The organism is Polyangium sp. 6x1 (assembly GCF_029946515.1).
Lineage (GTDB): Bacteria > Myxococcota_A > Polyangia > Polyangiales > Polyangiaceae > Polyangium.
Genome location: NZ_JARZHH010000010.1, coordinates 12377 through 38151, shown reverse-complemented (window position 1 = coordinate 38151; position 25775 = coordinate 12377). Strand labels below are relative to the sequence as shown.

Below are 25775 nucleotides of genomic sequence, written 5' to 3'. Positions count from 1 at the left end.
ATTTCCTCGGCCAGAAACAGAGACTGGTCCCGATCCGCGGAGATTTGACTTCATTCAGATCGTCCGCATCCTTCCGGACAAGACGCGAGAGGTCTGCCCGACGTTGTGGAAGGGATCCGATCTGCGAAGTTGGCAGCACGTCGTCGACATGTACGGTGGCGAGTGCTTCTATTATGTCAACGCGCAGTGCGCGAAGACGCATCGATATACGGCCAGGTCCGAGACGCACTACTTCGCAGGCCCGGCGCGGAAGCCCTTCGTCCAGGAGCCGCAGGCGCCCCGACCGGCGCCGGCAGCGCCTCCGATCAACCCGGCTGCGGTGCCGCCTTACTACTATGCCCCGGCTGCGCCTGCGCCCGCGCCAGCTCCCGCAGCCGCGCCAGCGATGGGGCTGGAGTTCATGGGGCTGCTCAAGGTCGTTCTCGAAACGATGCGCTCGATCCTCGAGAACACGAAGCAGCCACCACCACCACCACCACCACAGGGAAATCAGACCCTCGAAGTCGTACAAGCGATCGTCCCGCTCCTCCAGCAGCCGCCGCAATCGAACTCGCTCGAATTCGTGCGCGAGCTCGTGCCGCTCCTCCGGGGAAACGACGCTGGAAAGCCGAGCGTCGGGGCCGGGTATGAACGAGGGATGGAGCGCGGAATCGAGCTCGCGAAGGCCCTCGGGGGCAATGGTGGCAGCGGTGGGGACGAGTTCGGCGAGATCGCCAAGCTGCTCACGCTCGTAAAGTCCACGACCGCCGCGAATTCACCGCCGCCGCCTCCGCCTCCGCCTCCGCCGCCTCCGCCTCCCCCGCAGGCGAATCCGTGGCCCACGGGTGCGCCCATGTCCTGGGAAGGATGGGAGATGATCCAGACCCCGATGGGGATCGTCATGCGCCAGACCGCTGCGCCTGCGCAGCCCGCACCTGTGCAACCCGTGTCCGTGGCGCCCGCCCCTGAGCCCGTCGAGCTCGCGCAGCTCGACCCCGTAGCGCCCGTGCGCGTGCAGCCCGCAGCGCCCATGCGGTGCGACGGCGTGCAGAATGTCGCGCCGCCGCCGAGGCCGCCGCCGCCTCCGCCGCCCCCGGAGCCTCCTTTCGTGACCGCGCCACTCCCGCCGCCTGCTCCGCCGCCTCCGCCACCGCCGCCCGCGAGTGCGCGGCCCGAGTCGCGGACGCACAAACCGACCAATCTCGCGCCACATCTCACGGCCGCGGGCCTCGTTCCCCCGGATCCGTCGGCGCCTGCCAACCCGCTCGGCGGTGCCGTGGCGCAGGGCATCCAACTCCTCGGCAACAACCCCGACCTCTTCGCGAAACTTCAGGAACTCGCCTCGACCGGGTTTTCGCCCGAAGCCTTCGGCGAAGTGCTCGTCATGGCGGAAAAGGGCGGTGCCAAATGATTCGCCCGCGTATCGTTCACTTCCCCACGAACCTCGCGAAAGCGCGGTACATGGCCGAGGGCAGCAAGCGCGACCTCCTGCTCCCAGAGGTCCAGCGCTGGGCCGCGGTGTTTCGGCGATTGCCGATCCAGGAGCGCGCAGCGGCGATCCTCAAGTTCTGCCAGTACGCGATCGATTATGTCCGCGATCCGCGCCGGGAAGTGCTCGAAGACGCGGCCGTGACGCTCTTCCGCGGCTTCGGGGACTGCGACGCGAAGACGCGCGTCTTCGTTGCGCTTTGCCGGGCGTGCGGAATCCCGGCCCGCGAAAAGCCAGTCCGCCCCGAGCAAGACTTTCCGCACATCCTCGCGGAAGTCTTCTTGAATGGCCGATGGCAGCCCGCGGACCCAACCATCTTGAACTCGACGATCGGGCGTATCCCGCCCGCTTGGCTCGCGAGAACGAACTACTGGTGATGCCATGTCGAAACCGCCCCTTCGATGCGCCGTCTGTCTGCGGCGACGTCCCCAGCTTTGCGGAGGTTACTGCGCATGCGGCGCGACCGTGTGGGAGCTCATCCCGCACGAGGTCCCGCCGGGCATCGTCGTGGAATCGCTCGAAGAGCGTAGCACGCCATTGCGGCCCACGCATTTCGCCGCGCTCCTCTCACGTGCACTCGGGGGCGTCGTCCTTGGCTTGAAGGTGCTCGTGGGTGGGGCTCCGGGTGCCGGGAAGTCGACCCTTTGCGCCGAGCTCGCCGCGCAGATCGCCGCAAAGCTGGACGGCCTCGGGTACTGGCTCGACGCCGAGCAGAACCGGAACCTCGTGCAGGAGCTATTTCCACGCACGGGTTCGTCATCACGACACATTCGCCTCGTGAGCAGGCGCAGCGGCAGCGGGAGCAAGGTCGGATGGCGCGACGCGCTCCAGGCCGTGCCGCCCGACGCCGCCGTGATCGTCGTGGACTCGCTCCAGCGCTGGGCGCGCAGCTACGTCGAGCAGACCACGCTCCTCGAAACCGTCGCGACGATGCGCCCCACGGTGCTCGTCGTCTCGCATTTCAACAAGGCGGGCCAGTTCGCGGGCCCGATGGGCAACGAATACGACGTAGACGCTACGGCGATCGTCCGGACGAAAAACATTGAAGTAACCAAGTGCCGCTGGAGCCTTTGCCCGCGCACGATCGAACGTCCGATGGCCTCATAGAGCTGTCGCACGGAAACACAACCGAAGCAGGGAGAGGAGGCATTTCGGTATGCCTAAGGCTATCACTTTGTCTTACGAGACCGACGAGGAGACTAGCGGCGTGCCCGAAGAGGAAGGCGCGACGCCGTTCGACGATACGGGCGATTTCTTCGATACGCTGCTCGGCGGTGGGGCGCAGTTGCTCTCGTCCGTCCTGGGGGGCGGCGGAGGCGGTTCCAAGCCCAGCGGGGGCGGTGGCATCGGGGAAAGCCTCGGAATGATCGCTGGTGCTGGGCTCGGCACCCTCGCGGGCGGAGCCGGCGCTTCGATTGGCGCGAATCTCGGAAAGATGGCCGGTGGCGCGGTCGAGAATCTCGTCCGCACGCAGGTCAAAAAGAAGCCGAAGCCCGGTAAGCAACAGCGCCAGCTCACGAAGCGAGAGCGAAAGATCCTCGCCGACGGCGAGCAGATGACGAAGCGCACCGGTGATCCGATGTATGCGCAGGAGGCGCGCCTCCGCGTGTATCGGCCGGCGGAGTACAAGCGCAAGCGCGACGCGGGGCAGCTCTTGTCCCAGATCCTTGCGGCCGAGTCCGAGCCGGAGGCACTGCCGGAACCGCCGCAGCAACGGCGCCCTCGGCTCAACTTCGGCGCGATGACGAATTCGCCCCATCTGAAGGAGCCTGACGCGACGTACAACGATACCGCGTCGCCCGACGCGAGGCCGCGCCCGTTGCAGCACGTCTCGGCCTTGCCGATGAACGCCGCGCAGCTTGCGGCGATGGTCCGCGCCGTACCGCTGCTCCGCATGCACGATCCGCGGCTCCTACGCGCGCTCACTGGCGACGGCGGCGCGCGCGACGTCTCGGGCGTGGATCCGACCACGGGCACGTATCACGCGATTCCCGGCGAGACGCCACACGGTATTACCAAGAAGCTCACGGGGCAGACCCAGCGCACCCAGGAGCTCTTGGCGGCGAATCCCGGCAAACCTGATTCGGATCCCGTATGGAACATCCCGCCGGGGTGGCTGCATTACGCGGGCGATACGGGGGCGACCCTCGGCACAGCGCGCAAGTACGTCGTGATCAAAGATGACTGGCCGCAGAAGATCGCGTCGAAGCTGGGCGCCTTCCCTGCGCGCCCGAAGTGGTGGTCCGAGCTCCGAGCCGCGAACCCGCACAAGGCCACGGAGAATGGGAACTGGACGTATCTCTACCCAGGTGAGGAGATCGGAATCCCCAACGAGTGGCCCGACCACCCGCTCGCGGTCGCGGTCAATGGCATCCCTTCGCAGCCGTCCACGCCGGGCGTCCCTGCTCCCGGGAAGACGACGACGCTCGATCCGGCCGTCGTTCCCCATACCCAGGCGCTTCTCGCGAGCTGGGCATTACGGAACCCCGGCGACTGCAACCCTTCAGATTTCGGAAGGAATCCAATGGACCTCGTCAGCGGATTCACGCCGAGGACGACGCAGGCGCTCGCCTCGTTCCAGACGTGGTGGAACAAGAAGCAGCCGACGAGGCCGCTCCCGACAACCGGAGAGCTCGACCAGACGACGTACAATGCGCTGGTCGAGGAAAGCAACGCATCGGGTACGCCCTTCGACAATGCGTCGAGCGGCGGAACGAAGGCGGACGGACAATCGGAATCCAAGACCAGTCCAACTCCGCCGCCACCTCTGCCTGCTCCCACAACCACAGGGCTGCCGGCTGGCGTGAGTGTCCAGCAGAGCACGAAGCCCGGCCATGTCCTCGTGGTGACGCCTCTGGGGAACTTCGACCTGCCCGCATCACCGGGCTCGAAACCGGGGACGGTCGTAGTGGACGTGCCGCTGCTCGGAAAGCATGAAATCCCGGCACCGACCGCGCCGCAGCAGCAACAATCCACGACTCCGCCGCCCCCGCCTCCTCCGCCCCCGCCTCCTCCTGCCGCACCTTCCGCCGGGCTGCCGGCTGGTGTGAGCGTCCAGCCGAGTACGAAGCCCGGCCATGTCCTCGTGGTGACGCCTCTGGGGAACTTCGACCTGCCCGCATCACCGGGCTCGAAACCGGGGACGGTCGTAGTGGACGTGCCACTGCTCGGAAAGCACGAAATTCCTGCGCCGCAGCAATCCTCGTCGGGCGGCACGACGAGTTCAACGACGAGCACGCAAACGACAGGCCCCCTGCTCGACGACAATCTGTCCGCCTCCGAAAGAAACGAGATCATCCTCGTCCTCGAAAGCGTCTACGACGCAGATCAGCTCGAACAGTTGGCGAGCACGTACGAGTCGCAGGGCCATCCCCTCACGGCAAAAGCCTTGCGAGCACGGGCAGACGCTCTGCGGGAGCTCGCTGCGCAGGGTGAGCTGGGCCCGGAAGACTGGAGTGGATCCGGCGGCTCCGGTGGCTGGCAGTACGGCCCTGTAGATGCACCTGCGACCACGTCCGGCAGTAACGGCAGCCTGATTCCGGTGATCGCCATCATCGGCGCCGGTCTCGCATTCTCGTGATCGAATAGGGGGCGGCGCCATGCCTACGCATTTGCCTTTCTGGTGGTGGAACTGGTGGCAGCGGGAGAAAGGGACCCCCGCGCCATCTCCCGTCCCGGCGCCGGCCCCCAACCCCCCATCCTCTGGCCTCTTTCGCTGGTTTCACCAGGATCGGGACCTGGCTCGCGTAGGCGCAGACGCGCTCGAGACAGCCAAGCGCGGGATGTGGCTCGCGCTCGACAAGAAAACCCGCACGCGGCAGTTCCGCGCGTTCGTCGTGATGTCGCTACGCATTGCGCCGCTGTCCTGGCGACCGGTTCCGCTCGGGCAGCTCGGGCCGCACCTCTTCAGCACGCCGGAACGAAATGCCGCGGGGTCCGCGATTGCTCGCACGCTCGTGCTGCTCGCGCCCGAGAGCATCCGGCCCGGCTCCGACATCACAACCGATGAAGCGGAGCCACCGCAGGGAACGCTCGAGACGGGCGTCGTTCACGTCGTGACCGTTTTACTTGTGACTGCGGTGGCCATCGCTGCGGCGTATCTCGGCACCATGGTCGCGCAGGCCATTCACGCCGTGAACTTCGACGACGAAGTGACCAAGCGGCTTCTCGCGGCGCAGGCGCGCGCAATGGAGATCCTCTCGCTTCACGTGGAACGAGAGCGAATCGCAGGGCGGGAACTGCCCTTCGATGAGACCGAGAAGTCGATGCTCCTCGCCCTCGAAGACTTGCAGCGACGCCTCGCAACGCTTCGCCAAAGACCGCTCCCTTCACCATTCCAGGGCGCGACGGAGCTCGTCAAGGCGACAACGAACTTCCTTCCCGTTGCACTGATTGCATTCGCAGCTTTCTTCCTTCTCAGACAGCAGAACGAAAGGAGATCGTAACGCATGGCAGAATCGAGAGTTCCTGTGGACCGCTCGCTCGTGGCGGTCCCACGCGCCCGCATTCGGCGTCGGCGCAGCGGCGGGCATTGGGCTCGCGACGTGGGGACGGGATTCCTCTACACCGCGGGTGCCGGTGCGGTGGTCGCTCTCCTCGCGAACCTGGACGACATCCGGAACAGCAAGGAGGTCAGAGACCACTGGTGGCTCATGCCGGTCGCGCTCGTCGCGATCGGATACATGCTGCGAAAGCGGCACAATGCGCACGCGAACGCAGTGATCGCGGTGGGCGGCGCAATGTTCGCGCTGTCCTACATGGCGCAGCAGAAGGCTGCGGCCGCGCAGCAACAGGCTCCCGCCGGTCAGCAGGCCGTTTTCCGGGGAGGTGACACAGCGGCCCCCGTCGGCATGCTGCCGCCTGGACCGCAAACGGGTTTCTGGCTTCAAACCCCCGATGGTCGTTTCGTTCGATTGCCGAACATCTCGCGGCGCATGCCCGTCAGCCGGGCGCAAGCCGTAGCGTGAGACAGGAAGGACTGCACAATGAACGACACCAGAACGGCACTGGATATCTTGCGAGAATCCGACGAGGAGGGCGAGACGGCGTCGCCCTTCGAGGAACTCGACGAGTCCGATACCGCTGGCCCCGACGACGAGGATGACGATACCGCCGCCCTCGAGCTCGAGGCTGAGGAGGAAGACACGGGCGACATCCGCGCGCTCCGCAAGCGCGGGAAGAAGCAGGTGTCCCTCGAAGAGCTGCGCCAGATCCAGCGGCGCTCCCGCGCCCGCGGGCAGCGCATCGGGGTGAAGAAAACGCAGAAGGTGCAGGCGCAGAAGCCGAAGCCGCGCCCGAAATTGCCCGCCAACTACATCCCGCCGAACACCGGCGCGCGGGAGCTCTTCAACAAATGGACGGCGCGCGACGCCAAGTTCATCATGCGCCAGGACGGTCACTACTACTCGGTCGTCGAGATCCCGTGCAAGTGCCAGGGAACCGAGAAGCTCGCATGGCTACACATCGCGAAGGGTGAATACACGCTCTTCAACGTGGCCGTCGGCGAGTCGATGACGTTCCTCGGCAACAACGCCACCGTCACGACGAACTGGACGAACCTCCAGCGTCCCTCGAAGAATACGTACAGCGACCAGGAATTCCTGATCCAGTCGATCACGATGCAAGAGGCCGGGCTCCGCGTCCGGTACGATGGCGCCGAGATCGACAAGATCGCGGGCCTCGGCGAAGCGAAAGGCGTCCTCACGGGGCAGGCGTGGTTGTGGGACGACGCGGGCACGTTCTTGCCGAAGGAGATTTTTCACGACTACAGCGGGGAGAACCTCCTGTACCGGACGCTGCGCCGCTCCGCCGTCGTTTACTTCAACTGGGACAAGGCCCGGAGCGGTGGTAATGCCACGTCGCGCAAGGTGCTGATCGACCACCTGCGCAACGTGCCGGATACGAAGGTTCGAACGCTCTCCCGGACCTCCGGAGGCGCGGCCGTGTTGTCGGTGCCGGATGGCTACGTGTTCACCGACAATCCCGAGCGGAGCGAGCACGGGGCCTTTTCGGCGATCATCCACATCCCGGAGGACATCGCGTTCCCGATCAAGCCCATCGACCTCGGGAGCGGCACGCCAAGCCGGCCGATCGAGGTGGGTCTGTACGTGCAGCTCTCGCTCAACGGGGTTGCGTTCGAGCAGCACAAGGGCTCGAACGTAACGGTCTGAAAAGGGGGATGCCATGAGCGTGGCGGAGATCGACAGCGAAGCGAGGCAGAACATCGTCGAGACGGACCCGCAGTTCGGCCCGTCGACACATTGCATCGTGATCATGGAGCAACCACCGCTGATGGGGAACGAGCCTCCCCCGCAGTGGCGGGTCTCCGCCACGCTCACGCTTCGCGAGAAAGTTCTCGGGAAGGGCGCCGTTTTGGCGGATCTGCCGACGGTGGTCGTGGGGCCGCTGATTCATAAGCGGCAGGTCGTTGCGATGGCGAAGTACCCGAGCCCCGTCGACCGTTGGTCGTTTCGGTTCGAGAGTGACGCGGGGCGGGCGACAGCGCTGGTGTGGTTGCATCCGGGGACCTCGCCGGTAACGGAGTGCGGGATCTTCGTGGTGAAGCACGGGTTGAAGGGGTGAGGATGGTGCTCGGCGAGGAGCCCACCGAGGCGCCGGAGCGCATTCTCACGACCGCCGGGTGGCTCTCGCTCGAGCGCGAGTACGTGCCACGCGTGGTGGCAGGCGAGCATTTGCATGCGGATCCCGAGGCAAAGGCGGCGCTTGCCATCGCGGCGCGGACGTTCGTCTTGCGGGCGATGAGGGATCGGCTGACGCTCGGAAGAACGACGGCAATCCCGAGCGGGGCTCGGTTCCAGGTGATCGCGCCGAGTGCCACGGCGGACTGCCTCGAAGCGGCGGCGCGGACACGGGGGATTGTGTTGCGGTATCAGGGACGGATGATCCTCGCGAACCACGTTGCGGGAGCTCATTGGAACCTGGACGGGTCACAGGGTTCCGATGCGACGAACACCGAGCGATGGGTTACGTACAACGTCGGGCGGCGCGGGCGTGACGTCATTCCCACGCGCCTTTCGCTGCGTTCACACCCCGGAAACCGCGGTTGCTTGGGGCAGAACAGCTCGAACTGGCTGGCTGCGCAGGGGTACGACCACAGGACGATCCTGCGCTTGTTCTACGGGGAGGACATCGAGTTTCACGAACTCGGCGGCGGGAAAAGCACAGGTATCGATCGAGCGCTGGTCGGCATTCTGGCGCTCGCTGTCGTCGGGACGGTCATGATGCGGAGGTAACCGTGGCGCTTCGGCTCGTGCAAACAGGTGAGGGGCATCCGCGGGCGCTCGTGCTGGCGTTTCTCGTCGGGGGTGATCTCGATCCGAAGCTGCGAGGCGCGTTCGGTCCGCGGCCCTGCATCGTTGCGGATAACGTGGCGAAGGGGCCGATGATGGGCGAACTGCTGGAGTTCGCGCACCAGCGGGCAGGCCTGCGCGAAGTGTCAGGGCTCGCGCTGATCGGATATTCGGCCGGGTGCCAGCGGGTGCGGGCGCTCTGGATGGCCGGGGTTCGGGCAAACGCGTACCTGCTCGCAGACGGAACCCACGCGTCATGGCCGCCGGAGGAATGGCAGATTGCCTGGCTGCGCGAGCTCGCGAGCGATGCGCGTGCTGGGAAAACGCTCGTCGTCGCCACGCACACGATGCAGACCTATGTGGAGAACCTACCAAAGGGCAAAGCGTTCGCCTCGACGGTGCGCGTGCTGCGGATGGCAACGGGATGGAGGCTTGACCGGGCAGGCCCCCGGGATCGCCCCCTGGTGACGCACGAAGGCGCGCTCTGGGTGTACTCCTACGCGAGCGGGAGGATCGACGCTGCCGCCCACGCGGCGCAGCTCGTCCACGTCGTCCCGGAGCTGAGTGCAAGGCATCTGCGGAGGTGGGTCTTGCCACCTGAGATGGCGGCGAAACAGGAGGGCCCGGCCGTGCCGCTGGGTATCATCGGGGTCCTGGTATCATTGCTCGGTCGCCCGTCCAGGGCGCGATAGCAACGAACGATTTATCCAAGCCGTCCGGTCACTGGACTCCGGTCACTGGACTCCGACGGCATTCATCCGCGCGAATCCCGAGAGCAGGGTCTCCGACAAAGGCTTGATGTGATCACACGGCTTCATCTCCTCGCGCCGGAAATGCTCGAGTGCGAGGGCGAACCGGAGCATGTTGCGGCGTCCTGCACTCGCGCGGGGTTCACCCGCGAGGTCGCTCGGCCTTCCCAGGGCAAGCAGCGCTTGGCGAAAGCTCGGACCTGGCACCACGGCGCCATTCGATACGAGCCACGTGGGCCCCAGGTCGAACCTATCGAAGGTGCGGCGCGGTGGAGGCGATGATATCGGCATGCTCACGCGCTCGCTGAGGGGAACTCTCTTCAGCATCGTGCCGTGGCGCCAGTCCGCGCCGTCGAACATCCAGACGTCGGAAATGTAGCCGCCGCCGGGCTCGCGCACGTCGACGAGGAGCATGCCTCGCACGCCCTTCTCCGCATCGAGGAGGAAGAACGTCGCTGGCCCGGAGTACTGGATCCTTTTGCCGTTTCCGAGCTCGATCCCCCCCGGCACACCGGTCACGATGGCAGGCTTCGTCTGGTCGACGCCTTCGGCCTTGGGGTTGTCGGCCGTCCCCCCTGCCGGTTCGAGCCTGCTGGTCGGTACAACCACGACGTTCACCGTTTGGGCCTGGGTCACGGACGGCGCGCTGGAGACCGGCGGAGTGGCGGGGGGAGCGTTCGCGCCCCACGTCACGGGCATGAGAGCCGCGTCGCCGGTTGCCGCATGGATCACCGTGTTCGGTGTGGGGCCGCTGCAAGCCGTGAGGCCAAGTGACATCACGAGCAGGATGACCGTGGGGGACTGCATCGACGTTCCTCCGTCGCGATGCTCCTCATCACGACGCGTCGACCACTAGCCTACAGAGTGAGCACGGGCCGTGCGGGCCTTCAGCGGCTTCGCATAAGCAAGTTCCTGGTTCGCGTGTCACGGACGTGCAGCGCCGTCCTTGGCTGCGCGGGGCTGGTGACACCGAGTCCGACTTGCCCCACGGGCGGGTCCAGCGACAGGCAGGTAAGGCGGAGCCCCCCTCGGAAAAATTCGTCCACTTGCCCGTTCAGCCCTGCGCCGCAGCTCGGGCAACGAAGGATCCCCGTGAGTGAGAAAGTTTCGGTGGTCGAGCCATCCCGAAGCTTGCGTGTGCGGCTGATCTTGCTCTCCGTGGCCTTAATCGCCTGCGCCGACCGCACTTTCCAGCGTCGAATCCGGTGTGGACATCGAGGCCATTGGCCCAATGAACGATGCAGGCTCTTCCACGTTTCGTGGATGGGGAGGAGGAACCTCATGGCACGTTCGAACTGGGTAACACTCGTTTTGCTGAGCGCGACGTCGTTGTTCACGGGTGCTGGCTGTATGATGGCGGGCGCAGAGACGACGGATGGCTTCGACGAGACTGAGGTGCTCACGGAAGAGGCAGACGAAGCCGAACAACCGTTGTCGCCCAGCATCTTCTTGCCCATCAGACCTGTCCCTTTCCCCGTCCCGAGGCATATCCCGGATCCTTTGCTGCCCCACGTCAACCCCGAACCTCCCCTCGGTGACTTGTTTCCACCTCGCTACACCGCGTAGGGCCGAAGCCGGCGCTGCTTCGGCTGCACGGGGCCGGGACCCCGATCCCGACGGGTGGCCTCTGCTGGTGCATGCTCTCGTCTCCTTCTACAGTGGGGTCCGGAGCTGCACGACCGCGATGGCGCTTGCCAGCGACGGGAAGCGCTGAACGTCGGCAGGGGACGAGCGCCCAAGGGGCGGGAACGCGAGTTTGCTGCCGGCTTGGAAGGCATGGCGAAGCGCCACATAGGCGGAGCGCACGGCGGCCCACGGTGTTCCCGCCACGGAGTGGACCATCTTTCCGCCACTTGCTGCGTTTCGTGGCCGCAACATCGTCTTTGACAACCCACCAAGTATGACGCTATGAATCGTCATCTTTTGGCGCTATGGATGGTCATCTCCGGCAGGAAGGGAGCTTCACTCAGCTTCCTCCGCGGCCCGAACCAGCTCCCAGGCGAGAATTTCCAGGGCATGCGCGATCCGCTCGATGTTCTGCAAGGACAGATTTCGCTCGCCGCGCTCGATGCTGCCGATGTAGGTGCGATGCAAATTGCAGCGTTCCCCGAGTTCCTCCTGGGTCAAGCCAAGGGCCTCGCGTCGATCCCGAACGATTCGACCCATGCGCTGCTGTAGCGTCTCACTCACGGCGAAGGAGTAGTTTACGCCACGCGATGGCTTCGTCTCTACAATTTTCGTGATTAGCACACAAAGGCGCCGCCCCGAGGGACCTGGAAATCCCCCGGGGCGACTTGGCCGCAACCCCGTCCGAAGCGGAGTCGCAACCCATGACCACTATCGTTCGTCCTGCATGCGCAGGGCAAGAAAGCACTGATCTGCCCGAAGGGTCCGTCGAGAGCGGATCCGATCAAGAGCCCGCAAGCATTCCGGCGGTGCTCACGCCCGACCAGCAGGAGCGCGTGCGAGTCGCGCTCCTCATGTATGCACAGGGGAAAACCCTGCATGATGTCGCGGTGGCGCTCGGCTACGCACGCGAATACGTGCGCGCGGTCCTGGAGGCCAGGCTCTACGTGACGGTCCACTTCGCCGGGGCGGTCGCCCGCGTGCTCGGCACGGAGATCAGCGCCCTCACGCAGTGATTGCATGAGAAACGCGGGACGCCCGGTGGGCTTCCTGCTCTATGACGCACGGAAGTTTCACCGGGCACCCGAGTGTGGCCGGGCCAAACCAGGTGGGACCATCTTGCGCTTTTTCCGCGCTTCCTGGTAGCCTAGGTTCGTCCGGACCGATGCGCCACGCCTACGCAAGCCCGCTGAGTGTCCTTCTGGTTGCCCTTGCGCTGCCTGCGATGGCGGACGATGCGCCAACGGCACCGCGCGTCGCGTTTCGGCTCGAGTACGTCGCGCCCCCCGGAGCCAAGTGTCCTGCAAGCTCCGCCCTTGCGGAGCTGACGAGCGCGAAGTACCGGTACGACGTCTTCCCGGACGCGGCGCGCGCGTCCCTCTCCGTGACGGTGCGGCGTACCGGTGGACGCCTGGAGGCCGTGCTCGTCGCCCGAGACGACCAGGGCGCGGTTCAATGGGAGGAGACCGCGACCCCGCGGTGGAAGTGCGACGAGCTCGTCGAGGACGTGGCGCTCATGATCTACGCGCGGTTCATGACGCCCAAGGGCGAGACGCCGGAGGCCTGGATGCTCCTGGTCCCGCCGACGCCTCCCGTGGGGCCGGAGCCACCACCGCCCCCTCCCACTCCGCCGCCGCCACGGGCCCCGGAGCCGCCCCCGTCGCGCGTTCCGCGACCAGCAGCTCCCTCTCCATCTACTACTGAACCGCCGTTTCGGAGAGAGCTCTCTGCGGCCTTCGTCGTCGGTTTCCTCGACACTCCCGGCGTGGCACTGGGTGGAGCTGTCCAAGCAGCGGCCCGGTGGCCTTGGTTCTCCCTCGGTTTCGAGGTCCGCGGCGTGGTCGACCACCGGGGGGAAGTGGCAGGAAGACCCGTCCGCCTGTGGCTCGGGACGCTGGTAGGCGTGCCTTGCATCCTCGTACATCCGCGAGTTCGTACATGTATCTCGCTTTCCGGTGGCTTCCTTCAGGCGACGGGCGGTGATGGACTCGTCTTTCAGACCAAGGCGACCCAGGCATTTGCAGGTGCAGGCCTGCGGCTGTCGTACGATCAGCCTCTTACCGAGGTTCTCGGGCTACGGGCGTTCGGCGAAGCATTGGTAGGCATCCAAGGCCCCACGCTCGGCTACGGGCCACGCGACGTTTGGGAGACCCCTGTCGTACTGCCGTCATTGGGAATTGGTATTTTATGGGCTCCATGAAACCAGGAGATTCCGCATGATACGTGCATGGAACTTCTACGGCTGCGCTTTTACGGTTCTGGCGCTTGCTGGATGCGGCCGTGACGGGCGCATTGTTTTCTGCGATTTGGACGGAGGAGTGCCCGATTGTGGATGGCCCACGTTGCCGGCGGATGCTGGGGCCGACGCGGGGGATGCCGGTGGCGGCGGCATGGAGGCCAAGGTCTGCACTGGCCAGTGCGTCCCCTTCCGGCCCCTCGGATGGAGCGATCCGATCCTCGTGGCGATGACGCCCGGCCCCGCCGTCGAGTGCCCGCCCGAGGCGCCCGAGCATCACTTCACCAAGTACGCCGATCTGGTCGCGGGGCCGCTCGCCTGCAACTGTGGCTGCAAGCCTTCGACGGGCTCCTGCACGCTGCCGACGACCACGACCGCAAGCAACGCAGCCTGCAACATTGCTGGCGCGGTACCAACGTCCTTCGACCCCCCGGCCGACTGGGACGGGAGCTGCTCGAGCTCCAACGCGATCGCCGCGGGAAAACAGTGCGGCGGCAAGCCGTGCGTCGAGTCGCTCACCATCGGGCCCATGCAGGCCATGGACGAAGGCTGCGAGGTGAAGTACGAGCCGATCCTGACCGGGACTTCGGACGAGCCAACGTGGGGGCTCACAGTCGTCGGCTGCGAAGGATTCCCGGAAGGCGGCGAGGGCGGGTGCGGATCCGGCGCGAAGTGCGCCCCCGCGCCCACGCCGCCGCCCGAGTTTCGCGTCTGCGTGTATCAGGAGGGGGACGTCCCCTGCCAGGGCGAGAACTACACCGACCGCTTCGTCATTTACAGCGGGTTCGAGGACAAACGCGGATGCACCGCGTGCGAGTGCATGCCCGAGGTCGAGGGCAGCATGTGCACGGCGACGGCCTCAATCTACAAGGATAACGCGTGCGTCGATCCGCTCCTCCTCGGTTACCCGATCTCATCGCTCAAGGAAGCCTGCTTCGACTTGCCCGCGGGCTCGGCCCTCGGGAGCAAGTCGATCTCGAACGTCACGTACCACTCGGGCACGTGTCAGCCGACGGGCGGTGAACCCATCGGGCAGGTGGAGGCGCTCCGACCCTCGACGATCTGCTGCCGTCCGAAGGACAAGTGACGATTTGGGTGTCCCTTTCGGGGGCTCAACCCAATCCATTAGAACGTGACCCGACGACTCGACACACCAGATGATCCTCACGAGCAACTCGCGCAGCTTGCGCTCCGCGTGCCGGGATGGTTGGCCCGGCTCCCTCCGCCCTGGGGGCCCGTTCCGCTCACGGAGGTGGAGGACCTCGGGCAGGAGGTCCTGACGGTAGCTGTCGCGGGTTTGCCGCGGTACGATCCGGCGAAGGGGTCGATGGCCGTCTGGCTGTATGCGATCACGCAGCGCAAGGCGCGCGATTGGCAGGTGCGCGAGCAGTATCGAGGAGGATTTTCCGTCGATGAAGATGTAATTGCGGCGCCGAGCGGCGCGCGCAACCCCGAGGAGGCCATGGCGAGAGCGCAGCAGGTGCGACTCGTGCAGGAGACCATCGGAGAGATGGACGCGGACCTTCGCGAAGTGCTGACGGCCGTCGAACTCGGGGAGCTGAGCCATGAGGAGACGGCGCAGTTGGTTGGCGTCTCGAAGCGCACCGTCAAGGATCGCCTCGAACGCGCGCGGGAGGATTTCACGCGGCGGATCAAGAGGAAGATGCGCGACAATGGTATGGTCGTGCTGCCCTTCACGGTGGACGGGCTGTTCGCGTTCCTTCGCGCCAGCACGGAGGACGTTCCGGAGGAGCTGCGGGAGCGGCTCCGCGCCGTCGTCGAGCAGGGCCCCGGAGCGACGGAACCGGAAGCGCCCGCGACCGCTCCGGACGCCGAAGCTCCAGGCACCGGGCAGGCCGGGCCGGACGCGGCCTCGTTTCTCGGAGGAAACATCACGGGCGGGATTGTTGGAGCAGTCGTCGTTTATCTCCTCGTGCGTCCCGCGGCGGTCGTGCCAGAGGCCACGAGGAGCCATCTCGACGAGCGCATTCCCCCGGCTGTTGCCGCTTTGCCTGTGACAGCAGCGCCACCACCTGCGCCGCCGCCGAGCGCGCCGAGCTCGCCGAGCTCGATGCCGCGCTCTGCGGATCCGGTGACCGAAGCTCGGGCCTTGCTGAATCGGGCGGTGGGTGCGCTGGAGCAAGGCGACATCGCGGACGCACGGGCGGCGTTCGAGCGTTACGATCGTCGGTTCCCGTCGAACCCGCTGCCCAAGGTGAGAGCGTTCGTCCTCGGCGAGCTCGCCAGGGCCGAGCGACCGCGCCGCGCTCCCTGATTCACTTTTTGGTGTCCCTTCGGGGCGACCAACCCAATTTTATGTATGTGCGCGCCAGACGGCGACGCACGTAGCCGAAAACGACCCGCAGAAGGGGGCGGTGGGGATGTCTTCTCTCTGGGCACGCGTCCCCATCGCCCTCTCCTGGGGGTCGTTTGTTGCCGAAAACCGGGGCGTCCCCACCCTGCTCGCGCACGCCCTCGATTCGCCGTCGCCTCGGGTCGGCGACGCCCATGGAGGAACCATGAATGCTCTTCGGGACTTCGACGACGACGCAGCAACGACCGAGATGGACCGCTCGGCGTATCCACCGCAGAGCGGGACGGGGATGAGCGCGGCGCATTCCGAGCCGCCGCGCGACACGATCGTGGATCGGCCTTCGGCGTGGAACCTCGCGCGCGTCTTCGTCGGGTGCTTCGTATCCCGCATCCGCGGGTGCTTCCGCAAGGTCCGGCTCTCGGATTGCCTCCCACCGCGATCCGCGCGAGCGACCCACGCCTCCGCTGGCGCCGTCGACCACGACGAGCGCGGGGAGTTGCTCCTGCTCGAGCTCATGCGCGTGGATTCTGCGTACCAGGACGCCGCGATCTGCGTCGTGCACTATGCGGCCGTGCTTCGGAGACTTGGGGACGACGCGTACACCGAAGGGCTTGTCCATTTTGCCATTTCGAGGATGCCCCCGGATGCGGAGGGGTTCGTATCCGTTGCACGTTTGCGCGATCGGCTTCCCGAGCTTTCGTATTCAGGGGAGCTCGTGCCCGCGCTGCTTCGACTGCAAAGCGGCCGGGTCGTCTCGCTCTCGTCAACGAACCAGGGACCTGGCTCGCGACCCGAGCGGGTGCAACTCCGGATCCCGGTGTGAGTAAAGGGAGGTCAAGAACGATGGCGACTCTTCCGACCGAGCTCGTGTTCGCGAGCGATGGCACGATCTACGTCCGCATCGAGGACGAGCCGCCTCCGGGTCGGCGCGTGTTCGTCGGGTACGCGTTGACTGCCGAGGAACGGGCGCGGCATGGGGAACGCGTCTTGCTCCGGTGGGCGTGTCTCCAGACCCTCGCGCTCGGGAGTGATGGGCGCGTGTACGTCGAGGAGCACGCGATCGACGCCCAGAGGCGCAAGGTATTCCGTGGTTACGCCCTCACCGACGAGGAGGCCGGACGCGTGTTTCAGGCGTTCCATCGCATGGCGATGAATTTAACGATCGCTGTCCTGCGGGGTAGTAGTGCATCTGCGTGAGGAAGCCGTAATGAAAGGTCATCCTTTCAAGAGAATCCTTGACATACTCGACGGCTGGTCCCAGGGCATGCTTGCAGACGCCTCACTCGGCAGCACCGCGCCAAATACGGGCCGACACGCGCGTGCCTTGGCCGTCGCCGACGTGCTCTCGGTGCTGATTCCTATCGTGCGGCCCGAGCTGAAGCCCAGACCGGGAGCCTCGCCGGAGACCCGTGACGTGCTGAGGATCCTCGACGCGCTCGACGCGTGGGCAGCGGGGGTCCTTGCTTCGGCTGATGAAGCGCACACCAAGAACAGGCGCGAGCGCATGGTGGCGGTTGCGGACGTGATCCAGGCGCTCGTCGGGCTTATCCGACCCGAGGTGCGAAGAGCCGCGGGGGGTTGAAAGGGGAGGCGCGGCCGGTTCCAGAGTGCCTGCTTAGGCGTTTCTCGGCCCCCTGGAACGGGGCGGGATGCTAATGCCGGCGCTGATTCACACCGCGCAAATTGATCATCTTTGCATAACCCGACGGCGTCGTTGATTATTTTCCGCAGAAACGCGGTAGCCTAGCGCCACCGCAGTCTCCTCGATGGCTTTGACTGATTCCAGAAGATGCCAGCGAACGTTAACTCGATTCCGTAGTGTGCCCAGCGTAATCCATTCGCTGGCCAGGTGTTCCATGACCCAGTGTACAGCGAGATGGATTGCTCTGTCGGGAATTACAGTTTGCATGATGCGATCCAGCCGCCCCATCAACGCGCTAAAATCTGCCAACATTTGTCGCCAGGCCTCTTCATCGACAACTATACGTGCGGCAACAAGGTCATCTGGTGGGAGCCACGGACCATCTTCCTCCACACCTTGATTGTGGGCAAGCAAGTGGCGATAACCATGGTAGGTCTCCAGAGCTGCAGGAATCTCCAGATCGGCGCGGTCTGCTCCAAAAGCATCGATGAGTGCGAATATCCGAGTGCCGTAACCCGCTCTCAAGACTTCGGCGGCCCTCTCAGTCGCGCGCCTCTGCAGCCTAGTATAGGCATCCTTGCTCCTGAGAATCTTCGGCACCGAGGCATGATTCCAGCCACTCAACACACTCTTGGGGTTGTACAGACAAGCAAGTGCAAAATAATTCGCAATCGCATTTTCGAATGCCGAGCAGATGCCGACAACAGAAATCGCTCGGATGAATTCTGTGGTAGCAGTCGCGCGCCTCCTGAATTCTGACAGCGAGATGGTTAACTGCTTGTGCATTCGCGGGTTCGAGCTCCTCCACAAGTCCCCAACCGCCGGATCTTCAGCATCAGAGGCCGTGGCCGCAATGGCCTTGAGTGTGGCAGGAATCCGCTCAAGGGCGTACTTCGAGGTCCAGTAAACCTCGTTCAACCTTGCAAGTTCAGCAACGAACACGTGGTACGGCTGCAAGCGATTGCGTTGTACTTTCGAGGTCATCAGGGGGCCTTGTCTGGTGGCTGTCCAATCGTAATTACTTGACTATACTTGCCCCGCGCACCGCAGGTCAACGGCGCAACTGCGGGGCTCTTTGAGGCGGGGTTCCCAGCGGCGAGCGCGGCTCAAAACCGGGCCTTCAGCGTGTATGGAGTTGTGCCACACGGCTGCGTGCCGCAGGGAGGCCAGCCGGACGGCGGAAAGCCAAGCCCGCCAAGCCAAAAGTCTTCTGCTGTCAGGCATTGCCCGCGGAGTGAAGGCTCTACGGCCGTGAGGGGCCGAAGTGAGGAGAGGTGGCTCCGTATCGGAGCCTCGCAGAGGTGCGGAACAGACCCAGACCGATCCGAGCGATGAGCTGACTTGCGCATCCGAGACAAGCCGGGTAGGACGGAGGCGCACGTCTGCGATGACACGGTGGGAGGACAGTAGCGTGGATTGCGATCGTTGGCGGGCATTCGACGTGGCGAGATCGGTGCCATGACGCTCGACGTACTCCTCATTTGCGCCCTGAAGGACGAGTACGACCAGGTCCTGAACGTCACGTATGGCCTCATCGACCCTGGGTGGGTGGAGAGCCATGGCCCCAAGGGCTGGACCGTAGCCGATGCATCGTTCATGACCTCGAGCGGAGCCCCGCTCCGGATCCGGTCGACGTGGGCGACGCACATGGGGCGTGAGCAGGCGCAGGCCGTCGCGAGCATGCTCATCCAGGCGCAGCCTGCTCGTTGCCTCGCCATGTGCGGAATCTGCGCCGGGCGCCGGGGCAAGGTGGCACTGGGCGACGTGATCTTCGCCGACCGACTCTGGTCCTACGATGCGGGAAAAACCACAGTCGAGGACGGAGAGGAGCGCTTCGAGGGGGACATGTTCCAGTTCCACGCCCCGCCGGTCTGGATTCAGCGCATGCAGCAGGTGTCCGTCTCGGAACAGGCCCTGTGGCTCGCCGAGCGGCCCGCGCTACCGCTCGAGAACCAGGAAGACTGGGTCCTCCTTCGGCTTCTTGCCGGCGAGGACCCCCTCGGCCGAGCGGACTTCAAAGAGGCCTGTCCAGACTGGAGCGACGTCCTTCCTCGTCTCTGGCAACGCAAGTGGGTTGCCCAGCCGCTGATCCTCACGGACATCGGCCGGGCGCGGGCTGCGGAGCTGCAGCTCCTCCACCCCCACGGGCTCCCTTCGCCCCCCGCGATTCAGGTCTGCGTAGCGCCTATCGCCACGGGCGCATCGGTCACGGAGGACGCAGGCATCTTCCCTCGGCTCGCGAGCTACATGCGAAAAGTGCTCGGCGTGGAGATGGAGGCCAGCGCCCTTGGCGCCCTGGGGAACCTCCTGGACGTGCCCGTCGTGGTGGCCAAAGCGGTCTCGGATTACGGCGATGCTTTCAAGGACGACCGGTACCGCAGGTTCGCCGCCCGCGCGTCAGCGGAGTGCTTGATAGGCATGTTGCGAAGGGCGACCGACCTCCTCCCGGATCGGGATGCTAGGGTTACGATCCCTCCAGAGAAGCCCGGCGTCATGCCTGCCGACCCAGCCTCACGGACGAGCCCTTCCACTTCTACCGCGCTGCCTCGGGATCTCATTCACGTGCTCGCCGAGGAGTACCCCGACGTGCGCGACGCTCGTGCCCTCTGGGAGCGAGCCGGCGGCAAGGTCAGCGAGGTGGAGAACATCCCACGGCCGCGGGATCTGTGGCAGCGGCTCTGGATCCGCAGCATGCAGGGGGCGTCGGTTCGTCCTGCGACCTTGCTGAAGGCCGCGCTGGAAGACCTTCCCGACAACACCGTGCTCATCCACCACCTGGAGTCCCTGACGGCAGCGAAGACAACAAAACCCTAAGTTGCCCGCACAGGTACTTGGAGACTACGAATGGCAGATTTGCTGACCGAACTGTTGGCTGCCGGGCTCATCGAGAAGCTCGGCGGAGACGACGAGCGCTTCGCCAAAATCGAGAGGGCCGCCAACGCTGTCGGCCAGGAGCTCATCACGAACCGGCCTGAGCTCATTCGGGCCATTCTCGCCGGCCTTGACCCAGACGTGCCAGCAAACGATCCCGCCATCACCAAGGCCCACCGTGCGCTTGTCGCCGAGTGGAAATCCATGGGCACCGTGTATGATAATCCACCCGTCGGGTTATATCGGGCCATATTACTCGGGGCATGCAGCCATGCTGCCGAGGGAACCAATGCAGCCATTATATGGCTGACTGCGGCGGACACGCTGCCGTTGCTACGCATAGGTCGAGAGGAGCACGTAGTGCGAGGGATGCTGGAGCGCATCGCGGCGCGTGGGGAGGAGGCAGCGCTGGACGTTCCCTCGATCCCGACCGATTCCAAGAATGGGAAAGCTTTGTTACAGGTGGAAGCTCCCGGGGCATTGAAAGCGCCGGCGGCGCGCAAGGTGGACAGGCAAGACCTGCTGCAGCGGGTTGCGGCGACGGCGGGACCACACCACCGTGACAACAAGCCAATCCCAGGAGCAAACCAAATTTGGACGAATAGCGCAGGAAGCTGGTCCTACGAATTTTCTGAACGAATGCACGTTCTGCTCGCGGATGAACTCGACTCTCTGGCAAGGGAGGTTGCGAAATATCAAACGGATGTGGCTCAACGGCTCCAGGCATCACAGGCGGAGCTCATCAAAAAGATCGACAATTCGTTGACGGCACACCACGATTGGGTACGGGAAGCACTGTCAGCTAGCGAGCATCGTCAGCAAGCCGATCAGGTGCGCTTGAACGCCCTATGGTGGTCGGAAGCGCTCTATTCGCAATCCCTCAGGTGCGGCTATCGCGAATTGCCGACTCAGCTCGCTGCGGTGGTCATGGCCATCGACCTTCTTGACTTGATTACGAAACCTGCGCCTGCCAGCGTAAGCTACCTCCTCGCAGAGACCGTCTGTCGACTTTCGAACGCGGACTTCGAGCGACAGCACCAACTGCCAGCTCTCCTCACTGCGCTCCGCGAAGCGCGGCGCCGTCTTCCTCAAGGGTGGGCAGGGCGATTCATCCCGCCGCCCAAGGAGGGCCGCCTCAGCCTGCGCGATCTTGTCATCGTGGCCCTGGGTGACCAGGAGTGGAGTCTGGACGGGGTCGTGCAGCAAGCTGGACTGGCAGGAGAGAGCACGTTAAGCCTTCCAGTACTTGCCCGGGCCTTGTTCCGACAGGAGCAGGCTGTGCAACTCGCTATGGAGAAGCGATGAGCCGACGCTGCTCGAACCCCCATTGCTTTGTCGACGACGGGGAATTGTGCAGAGATGGGAAGCTGAACCCTGCCGAGTGCCCCTTCTGGTCTGCTTCCAAAGCCGAGGCTACGCCGTCTCCGCCCACCGAGACCTCGGCCCGGGTGCCATGGTCTGGCAGCGCTCTAGGCGTGGCAGATCTTGCCAACTTGGCCCCGCGGGGCCGGTCCATCCTGATCGGCGTGCTGGGGGCACACGATGCAGGAAAAACTACATTGCTCACAGGAAACTACCTCCAGCTCCTCCGGGGGCAAACGCTCGCCGACGCGCGTTTTGCGGGATCGCGGACGCTCGGAGCTTGGGAATCGTTAGCGGCGTGGACGCGGTTCGAGGATGCTGCACGCCGTCCGTCCTTCCCACCGCACACCCCCCGGGGAACCAGCAGGATCCCTGGCTTGCTTCATTTTGCGCTACGTGGCCCGAAGGATGAGTTTCGGGACGTGCTGCTCACGGACGCTCCGGGAGAATGGTTCGCCCGCTGGTCGGTTCAAGAAGATACACCGGAAGCGGAGGGGGCTCGATGGATCGTGAGGCATGCAGATGCCTTCCTGGTGTTCGCGGACTGTATACGCTTGTCTGGTCCCAAGAGAGGGCAGGCCCGGAACGACACCCGCCAGCTCTTGGAGCGGCTTGGTAACCACGTCGGTCACAGACCAACGGTGTTGGTTTGGGCGAAGGCGGATCACGCTCCTCCCGACGGTATCCGAACTGCGATTTGTCGTGTCTTGAACGAACTCGTTCCTCACGCCATCGAGGTCGAGAGTCGCATCGACCAGCGGGAGACGCTCGTGCTGGCCCTGGAAGCTGCCCTCCGGCCTGCGTGGATCCCACTTCGAGCGCGTCCTGTCGACGACCCGATCCTGAACCATGAGCCATTTGCTGCATACAGGGGCACCCGTGCGCACTCCTGAACTGGTGATCCTGGGCGGTCCGAACAGCGGGAAAACCCACTATGCGGGTCAGCTTTACGGTCGGATCCGGCGGCGTCCTGGATTGCTTCGGCTTCGCCACGAGCAGGGCACTCCCTCTAACCTGGCTGCGCTGGAGGAGGTGCTTCGATGCCTGGAAGAGGGGCACGCGGCTTCTCATACTTCGGCAGACGCGTGGGCCGAGGTTTTGCTGCCGCTCGTGGATGAGCGGGGCAACGCCATTGACCTGCGCTGGCCGGACTACGGGGGGGAACAGCTTCGCTCGGTGTTCGAAAGCCGTGCAGTTTCTGACGCGTGGCGATTGAGGTTGACGAAGGCTGACGGCTGGATCCTGCTGATCCGACTCAAGAGCGAACCAACGTATCCCGACGCATTCGAGGAGCTGAAGAAAAGCAAAGAGAAGGCGAGTAGCAGCAATACGGCGCGGGCGGTTTCGTGGGACGCGAATGCCAGATGGGTAGAACTCTTGCAGATCTTGCTCCATGTGGCTGGCCTGGGTCAGTTGAGCCGCCTGCAGCGGCCGCGCCTTGCCGTTCTATTATCCTGCTACGACGAACTGGGGGCGGCACCCCAGCAGCCTCCCCGGGAGGTGCTCAACGAGACCCTTCCATTGATGTCGTCGTTCATCGAAAGCACGTGGGCTCCCGGGGAAGCGAGCATCTGGGGCCTCTCTTCGCTCGGCTGCCTGTTGGAACCCAATAGCGAGAACGCGACCTTCATCGACGAGGGTCCAGAACATCAGGGGTGGCTCGTTCCTCCCGAGGGGGGCACGTCGGATACCGACCTGACAAGGCCATTGGCCTGGCTTGTGGGGTCACGATGAGCCGCCCGCTCCGAGCGCGCTATGGTGCCCGGGACAATATGCATGCCCTGTTGGAGTGGGAAGGCTCTCCTACCCTTCTTCCCCCGGCTCTGCTCGGACTGACCGACAAACCTCCGGGCTCTTACGCCCCGGGGGATCGCTGGTGGCCATCCGTCGGCTGTGGGCCTATGGCAGGGTGGTGGGCCCTCTGGTGGACGCAGCCCGATGAGCAGGCGCGTCGCGGTGGCATGGTGCGCAGCGAGGTCGCGATTTGGCGTCTGGATGAGGTCGGGGCAATTGCGGATCTGCGTCCAGTGATGGAGTTGCTGGGCGGGGAGCCCGTCTCGCTGCCCTCGGCCGAGCTGTTGGTTGCAGTTGCGGAGGCGCTGCTCTCCCAGGACGCGGGGACTCTGGTGCTACCGAATCTCGATATTTGGCCGGGCCTTGTTGCTGCTCTCTGGACTCGGCTGTGGCCAGACGCCCGTCGCGCTTTCTCCGCGCGCGTGGCCATCAGCCCACCCCAGGGCCGCGAGTCGGTTGCCCCACCCTGCATCTTTGGTGTACCTCCCGAGCGCGCTTTGCAGTGGTCGGGGCATCGGGTAATCACCGTCTCCCCAGGTACGACGCAGCCAAGCCGAGCGGCGGCATGGTTGGTCGGTATGACAGATCCGACCTTCGGGGAGGTGCTGGGCGCTCTCTCCTCCCTACCGTCCGAGTTGGGAAGTCTTCGTCGAGTTGCCCGGGCTGCGGATCGACTCGAGCGCTTGCGCGAGGCCCCTGAGCCTCAGCATGCGCTGGACGTGTTGCGTACCCTACTGGCACTGGCCCCCGAGCCCCTGGCAGCGGTCGCCCTGAAAAGTGAGGCTTCGCGCGCTCTGATTGGAGGACTTTGCGAGGAACGGCTGACCTTCGTGTCGTCGCTGGCGAACCTCGACCTGGCCCAACTTCCCGACGGGGCCGCCTTCGAAAGCGCGTTGCGCACCTGGACCGCTCGTTGGGCGGCGGAGCTGTCTCCCGAGCAAGCTGCGGAATTGCTGGGCATGTTGGCGTCGGGCCGTGCAGCGAACTGGTGGCAGGAAGCCGTCCATGGAAGCCTCTCGGCAGAGCTAACCAGCCCGCATGCTTGTTGGGCGAAGGCCGCACTGCGATGGCTGGGGCTGCCGAATGCCGAGGCGGTGCTCCGAACGCTTCTCCCCTCCACGGCAGCGGTTGAGCAGCGCTTACTAAACGTGACGCCCGGCATGGCGTTCGTCGAAAGTGCACTCCAGCAGATCCAGCGCCAGGCAGCAGAGCGTGGCTGGTCGCGACTCCACGCGTGGGCGGCAATGCAGACGATGCCGCCGCACGAAGCATTTGAGGCGCAGCGGGCCTTTCGCGGCGACCCGTCAGCTGGCCTGGCATTCCTCGTTGAGCATTTGCCAGGAGCCGCAGTTGTTGATGAGGCAGTTTCGTTTCCGGGCCCGGAGTTCAGCCAGCTGGTCGCACGACGAACAGCTCGCGAGCCCGAACTGTTGCGCCAGTTGGATGCTGGTCACCCCGGGTGGAGAGCGTTGTGGGCAGCACACGTCAAGGCTGGCGGTGCATGCTGGCCTCCGGGCGTGGACCGCGACGCCATCGGGCGCGAGTTAATAAACGTGGTCTTGGCGGGAGACGAGCCGGAGGGCCTTGTCGCTGCCTTGGCAGAGGGCTTGGCGGAGACCGTGCTCGATCACCCGCGGCGAGCGTCGTTGTGGGATGCGGTCAGTAGCACTGGCCGGACTGCGCTGCTCCCACGGGTGGCGGAGGCCCTGGTCAGGCGCTGTGATACCGGACTGGCCGATCCGACTGTTGAGCGGCCGTTAGGTGAAGCTGTCATAACCCGCGCTCGGCGGATCCGCCCCTCGGCGAGAGTGATTGCAGCCCTCCTGATGTGGGACGTGCATCTGGACGAGTTCGAAGCGATCCGGTGGCTGGATGGTCCACAGGCCTCGGAGTGGACGTCCGTTGCGGACGCGGTGGGACGAGCCGTCCTGGCCCGGGGGTGGCAGCGTGCTGCTGAAACAATCTATAACCGCTGCTGGAGCGTGCTGGAGCTTTGGTCCGCTGCAGAGGCGTGCCAAGAGTTACTCTCCAGTTGGCAGCGTTGGCGGCTTTCTTGGAGAGGAAAACCCTCTATTACCAATATTGTGGATGAGGCTCCCCTCGTCCGTCGGGTTGCTGAGGTGGGGGCGAACCTCGCCCCCGATCGTCTGGAGGACATCTGGGAGCGTGCGGGTGGAGAGCGCAAGCGCCTGAAGAACTGGGGAGCGCCGGACGTGCGATGGCGAGAGGCTGCGGCGCTCGCGCGCAACGGTGGCCTACAAGGCGGTCTGGTGGCTTTAGTCCGGGAATTACGGGAAGACTCCCCGCACAACGACCATCTAGAGGAGATATGGCAGCTGCTTCTGGAGCGACGTTAACGAGTAGGTCGACATGGGTACCATGATCCCATGGTCGGTGTCCCCC

General features: G+C 65.0%; 24 protein-coding genes. 21 read left to right on the top strand and 3 right to left on the bottom strand.

Features of this window, described 5'->3' with window-relative positions; translation table 11 throughout:
• Positions 1-148 precede the first annotated feature (148 nt).
• The 10 genes from QHF85_RS12580 (at position 149) to QHF85_RS12535 (ending at position 9470) form a co-directional block, all read left to right on the top strand.
• On the top strand, positions 149-1390 hold the full coding sequence (locus QHF85_RS12580) for a hypothetical protein (protein WP_281327385.1): 1242 nt from the start codon (positions 149-151) through the stop codon (positions 1388-1390).
• Positions 1387-1845: a transglutaminase-like domain-containing protein gene (locus QHF85_RS12575; protein ID WP_281327384.1), complete on the top strand. Its 459-nt coding sequence runs from the start codon at positions 1387-1389 to the stop codon at positions 1843-1845. The genes QHF85_RS12580 and QHF85_RS12575 overlap by 4 nt, the downstream gene beginning before the upstream one ends.
• Before the next feature lie 4 nt (positions 1846-1849).
• Positions 1850-2575: a hypothetical protein gene (locus QHF85_RS12570; protein WP_281327383.1), complete on the top strand. Its 726-nt coding sequence runs from the start codon at positions 1850-1852 to the stop codon at positions 2573-2575.
• A 67-nt stretch (positions 2576-2642) separates the two neighbouring features.
• Positions 2643-5048: a hypothetical protein gene (locus QHF85_RS12565; RefSeq protein WP_281327382.1), complete on the top strand. Its 2406-nt coding sequence runs from the start codon at positions 2643-2645 to the stop codon at positions 5046-5048.
• A gap of 202 nt (positions 5049-5250) precedes the next feature.
• Positions 5251-5913 (top strand): hypothetical protein, encoded by a 663-nt coding sequence (locus tag QHF85_RS12560; RefSeq protein ID WP_281327381.1) that lies wholly within the window; start codon positions 5251-5253, stop codon positions 5911-5913.
• Between the two features lie 3 nt (positions 5914-5916).
• The gene (locus QHF85_RS12555) at positions 5917-6435 is read left to right on the top strand and encodes a hypothetical protein (RefSeq protein ID WP_281327380.1); all 519 of its coding nucleotides are present in this window, start codon (positions 5917-5919) and stop codon (positions 6433-6435) included.
• 18 nt (positions 6436-6453) lie between these two features.
• Entirely contained in the window at positions 6454-7638 is a 1185-nt protein-coding gene (locus tag QHF85_RS12550) for a hypothetical protein (protein WP_281327379.1), read from the top strand.
• A 13-nt stretch (positions 7639-7651) separates the two neighbouring features.
• A complete protein-coding gene (locus QHF85_RS12545) occupies positions 7652-8050 on the top strand; it encodes a hypothetical protein (protein WP_281327378.1) in 399 nt (132 codons plus the stop codon).
• A gap of 2 nt (positions 8051-8052) precedes the next feature.
• Positions 8053-8721 (top strand): SpoIID/LytB domain-containing protein, encoded by a 669-nt coding sequence (locus QHF85_RS12540; protein WP_281327520.1) that lies wholly within the window; start codon positions 8053-8055, stop codon positions 8719-8721.
• 2 nt (positions 8722-8723) lie between these two features.
• Complete coding sequence (locus tag QHF85_RS12535; RefSeq protein WP_281327377.1) at positions 8724-9470, top strand: hypothetical protein; 747 nt, start codon at positions 8724-8726, stop codon at positions 9468-9470.
• Positions 9471-9512: 42 nt separating this feature from the next.
• Here QHF85_RS12535 and QHF85_RS12530 read toward each other — a convergent pair whose 3' ends face one another.
• Positions 9513-10334, bottom strand: a complete 822-nt coding sequence (locus QHF85_RS12530) for a hypothetical protein (RefSeq protein ID WP_281327376.1) — start codon at positions 10332-10334, stop codon at positions 9513-9515.
• A 1155-nt stretch (positions 10335-11489) separates the two neighbouring features.
• Positions 11490-11693 carry a helix-turn-helix transcriptional regulator gene (locus QHF85_RS12525; RefSeq protein ID WP_281327375.1) on the bottom strand — a complete coding sequence of 68 codons (204 nt, stop codon included), beginning with the start codon at positions 11691-11693 and terminating at the stop codon, positions 11490-11492.
• Between the two features lie 164 nt (positions 11694-11857).
• Between QHF85_RS12525 and QHF85_RS12520 the strand changes: the two genes are divergently transcribed.
• From QHF85_RS12520 to QHF85_RS12495, 6 genes are all read left to right on the top strand, one after another.
• Positions 11858-12169 carry a hypothetical protein gene (locus QHF85_RS12520; protein WP_281327374.1) on the top strand — a complete coding sequence of 104 codons (312 nt, stop codon included), beginning with the start codon at positions 11858-11860 and terminating at the stop codon, positions 12167-12169.
• A 1326-nt stretch (positions 12170-13495) separates the two neighbouring features.
• Positions 13496-14476, top strand: coding sequence for a hypothetical protein (locus QHF85_RS12515; RefSeq protein ID WP_281327373.1), 981 nt, complete (start codon positions 13496-13498; stop codon positions 14474-14476).
• A 45-nt stretch (positions 14477-14521) separates the two neighbouring features.
• Complete coding sequence (locus QHF85_RS12510; RefSeq protein ID WP_281327372.1) at positions 14522-15664, top strand: sigma-70 family RNA polymerase sigma factor; 1143 nt, start codon at positions 14522-14524, stop codon at positions 15662-15664.
• Positions 15665-15908: 244 nt separating this feature from the next.
• Positions 15909-16526: a hypothetical protein gene (locus QHF85_RS12505; protein ID WP_281327371.1), complete on the top strand. Its 618-nt coding sequence runs from the start codon at positions 15909-15911 to the stop codon at positions 16524-16526.
• 20 nt (positions 16527-16546) lie between these two features.
• Entirely contained in the window at positions 16547-16900 is a 354-nt protein-coding gene (locus tag QHF85_RS12500; RefSeq protein ID WP_281327370.1) for a hypothetical protein, read from the top strand.
• 10 nt (positions 16901-16910) lie between these two features.
• Complete coding sequence (locus QHF85_RS12495) at positions 16911-17285, top strand: hypothetical protein (protein ID WP_281327369.1); 375 nt, start codon at positions 16911-16913, stop codon at positions 17283-17285.
• Positions 17286-17390: 105 nt separating this feature from the next.
• Here the strand turns inward: QHF85_RS12495 and QHF85_RS12490 are convergent, their stop codons facing one another.
• Complete coding sequence (locus tag QHF85_RS12490; RefSeq protein ID WP_281327368.1) at positions 17391-18329, bottom strand: hypothetical protein; 939 nt, start codon at positions 18327-18329, stop codon at positions 17391-17393.
• Positions 18330-18803: 474 nt separating this feature from the next.
• On the opposite strand from QHF85_RS12490, the gene QHF85_RS12485 reads away from it, so the two are divergent.
• The 5 genes from QHF85_RS12485 to QHF85_RS12470 are packed head-to-tail and all read left to right on the top strand — an operon-like array spanning position 18804 to position 25729.
• A complete protein-coding gene (locus tag QHF85_RS12485; RefSeq protein WP_281327367.1) occupies positions 18804-20159 on the top strand; it encodes an effector-associated domain EAD1-containing protein in 1356 nt (451 codons plus the stop codon).
• Positions 20160-20189: 30 nt separating this feature from the next.
• Positions 20190-21521, top strand: a complete 1332-nt coding sequence (locus QHF85_RS12480) for a GTPase-associated system all-helical protein GASH (RefSeq protein WP_281327366.1) — start codon at positions 20190-20192, stop codon at positions 21519-21521.
• Complete coding sequence (locus QHF85_RS49775) at positions 21518-22471, top strand: hypothetical protein (protein WP_348652732.1); 954 nt, start codon at positions 21518-21520, stop codon at positions 22469-22471. Before QHF85_RS12480 ends, QHF85_RS49775 begins: the two co-directional genes overlap by 4 nt.
• On the top strand, positions 22428-23312 hold the full coding sequence (locus QHF85_RS12475) for a hypothetical protein (RefSeq protein WP_281327365.1): 885 nt from the start codon (positions 22428-22430) through the stop codon (positions 23310-23312). The genes QHF85_RS49775 and QHF85_RS12475 overlap by 44 nt, the downstream gene beginning before the upstream one ends.
• Entirely contained in the window at positions 23309-25729 is a 2421-nt protein-coding gene (locus tag QHF85_RS12470) for an effector-associated domain EAD1-containing protein (RefSeq protein ID WP_281327364.1), read from the top strand. Before QHF85_RS12475 ends, QHF85_RS12470 begins: the two co-directional genes overlap by 4 nt.
• Positions 25730-25775 lie beyond the last annotated feature (46 nt).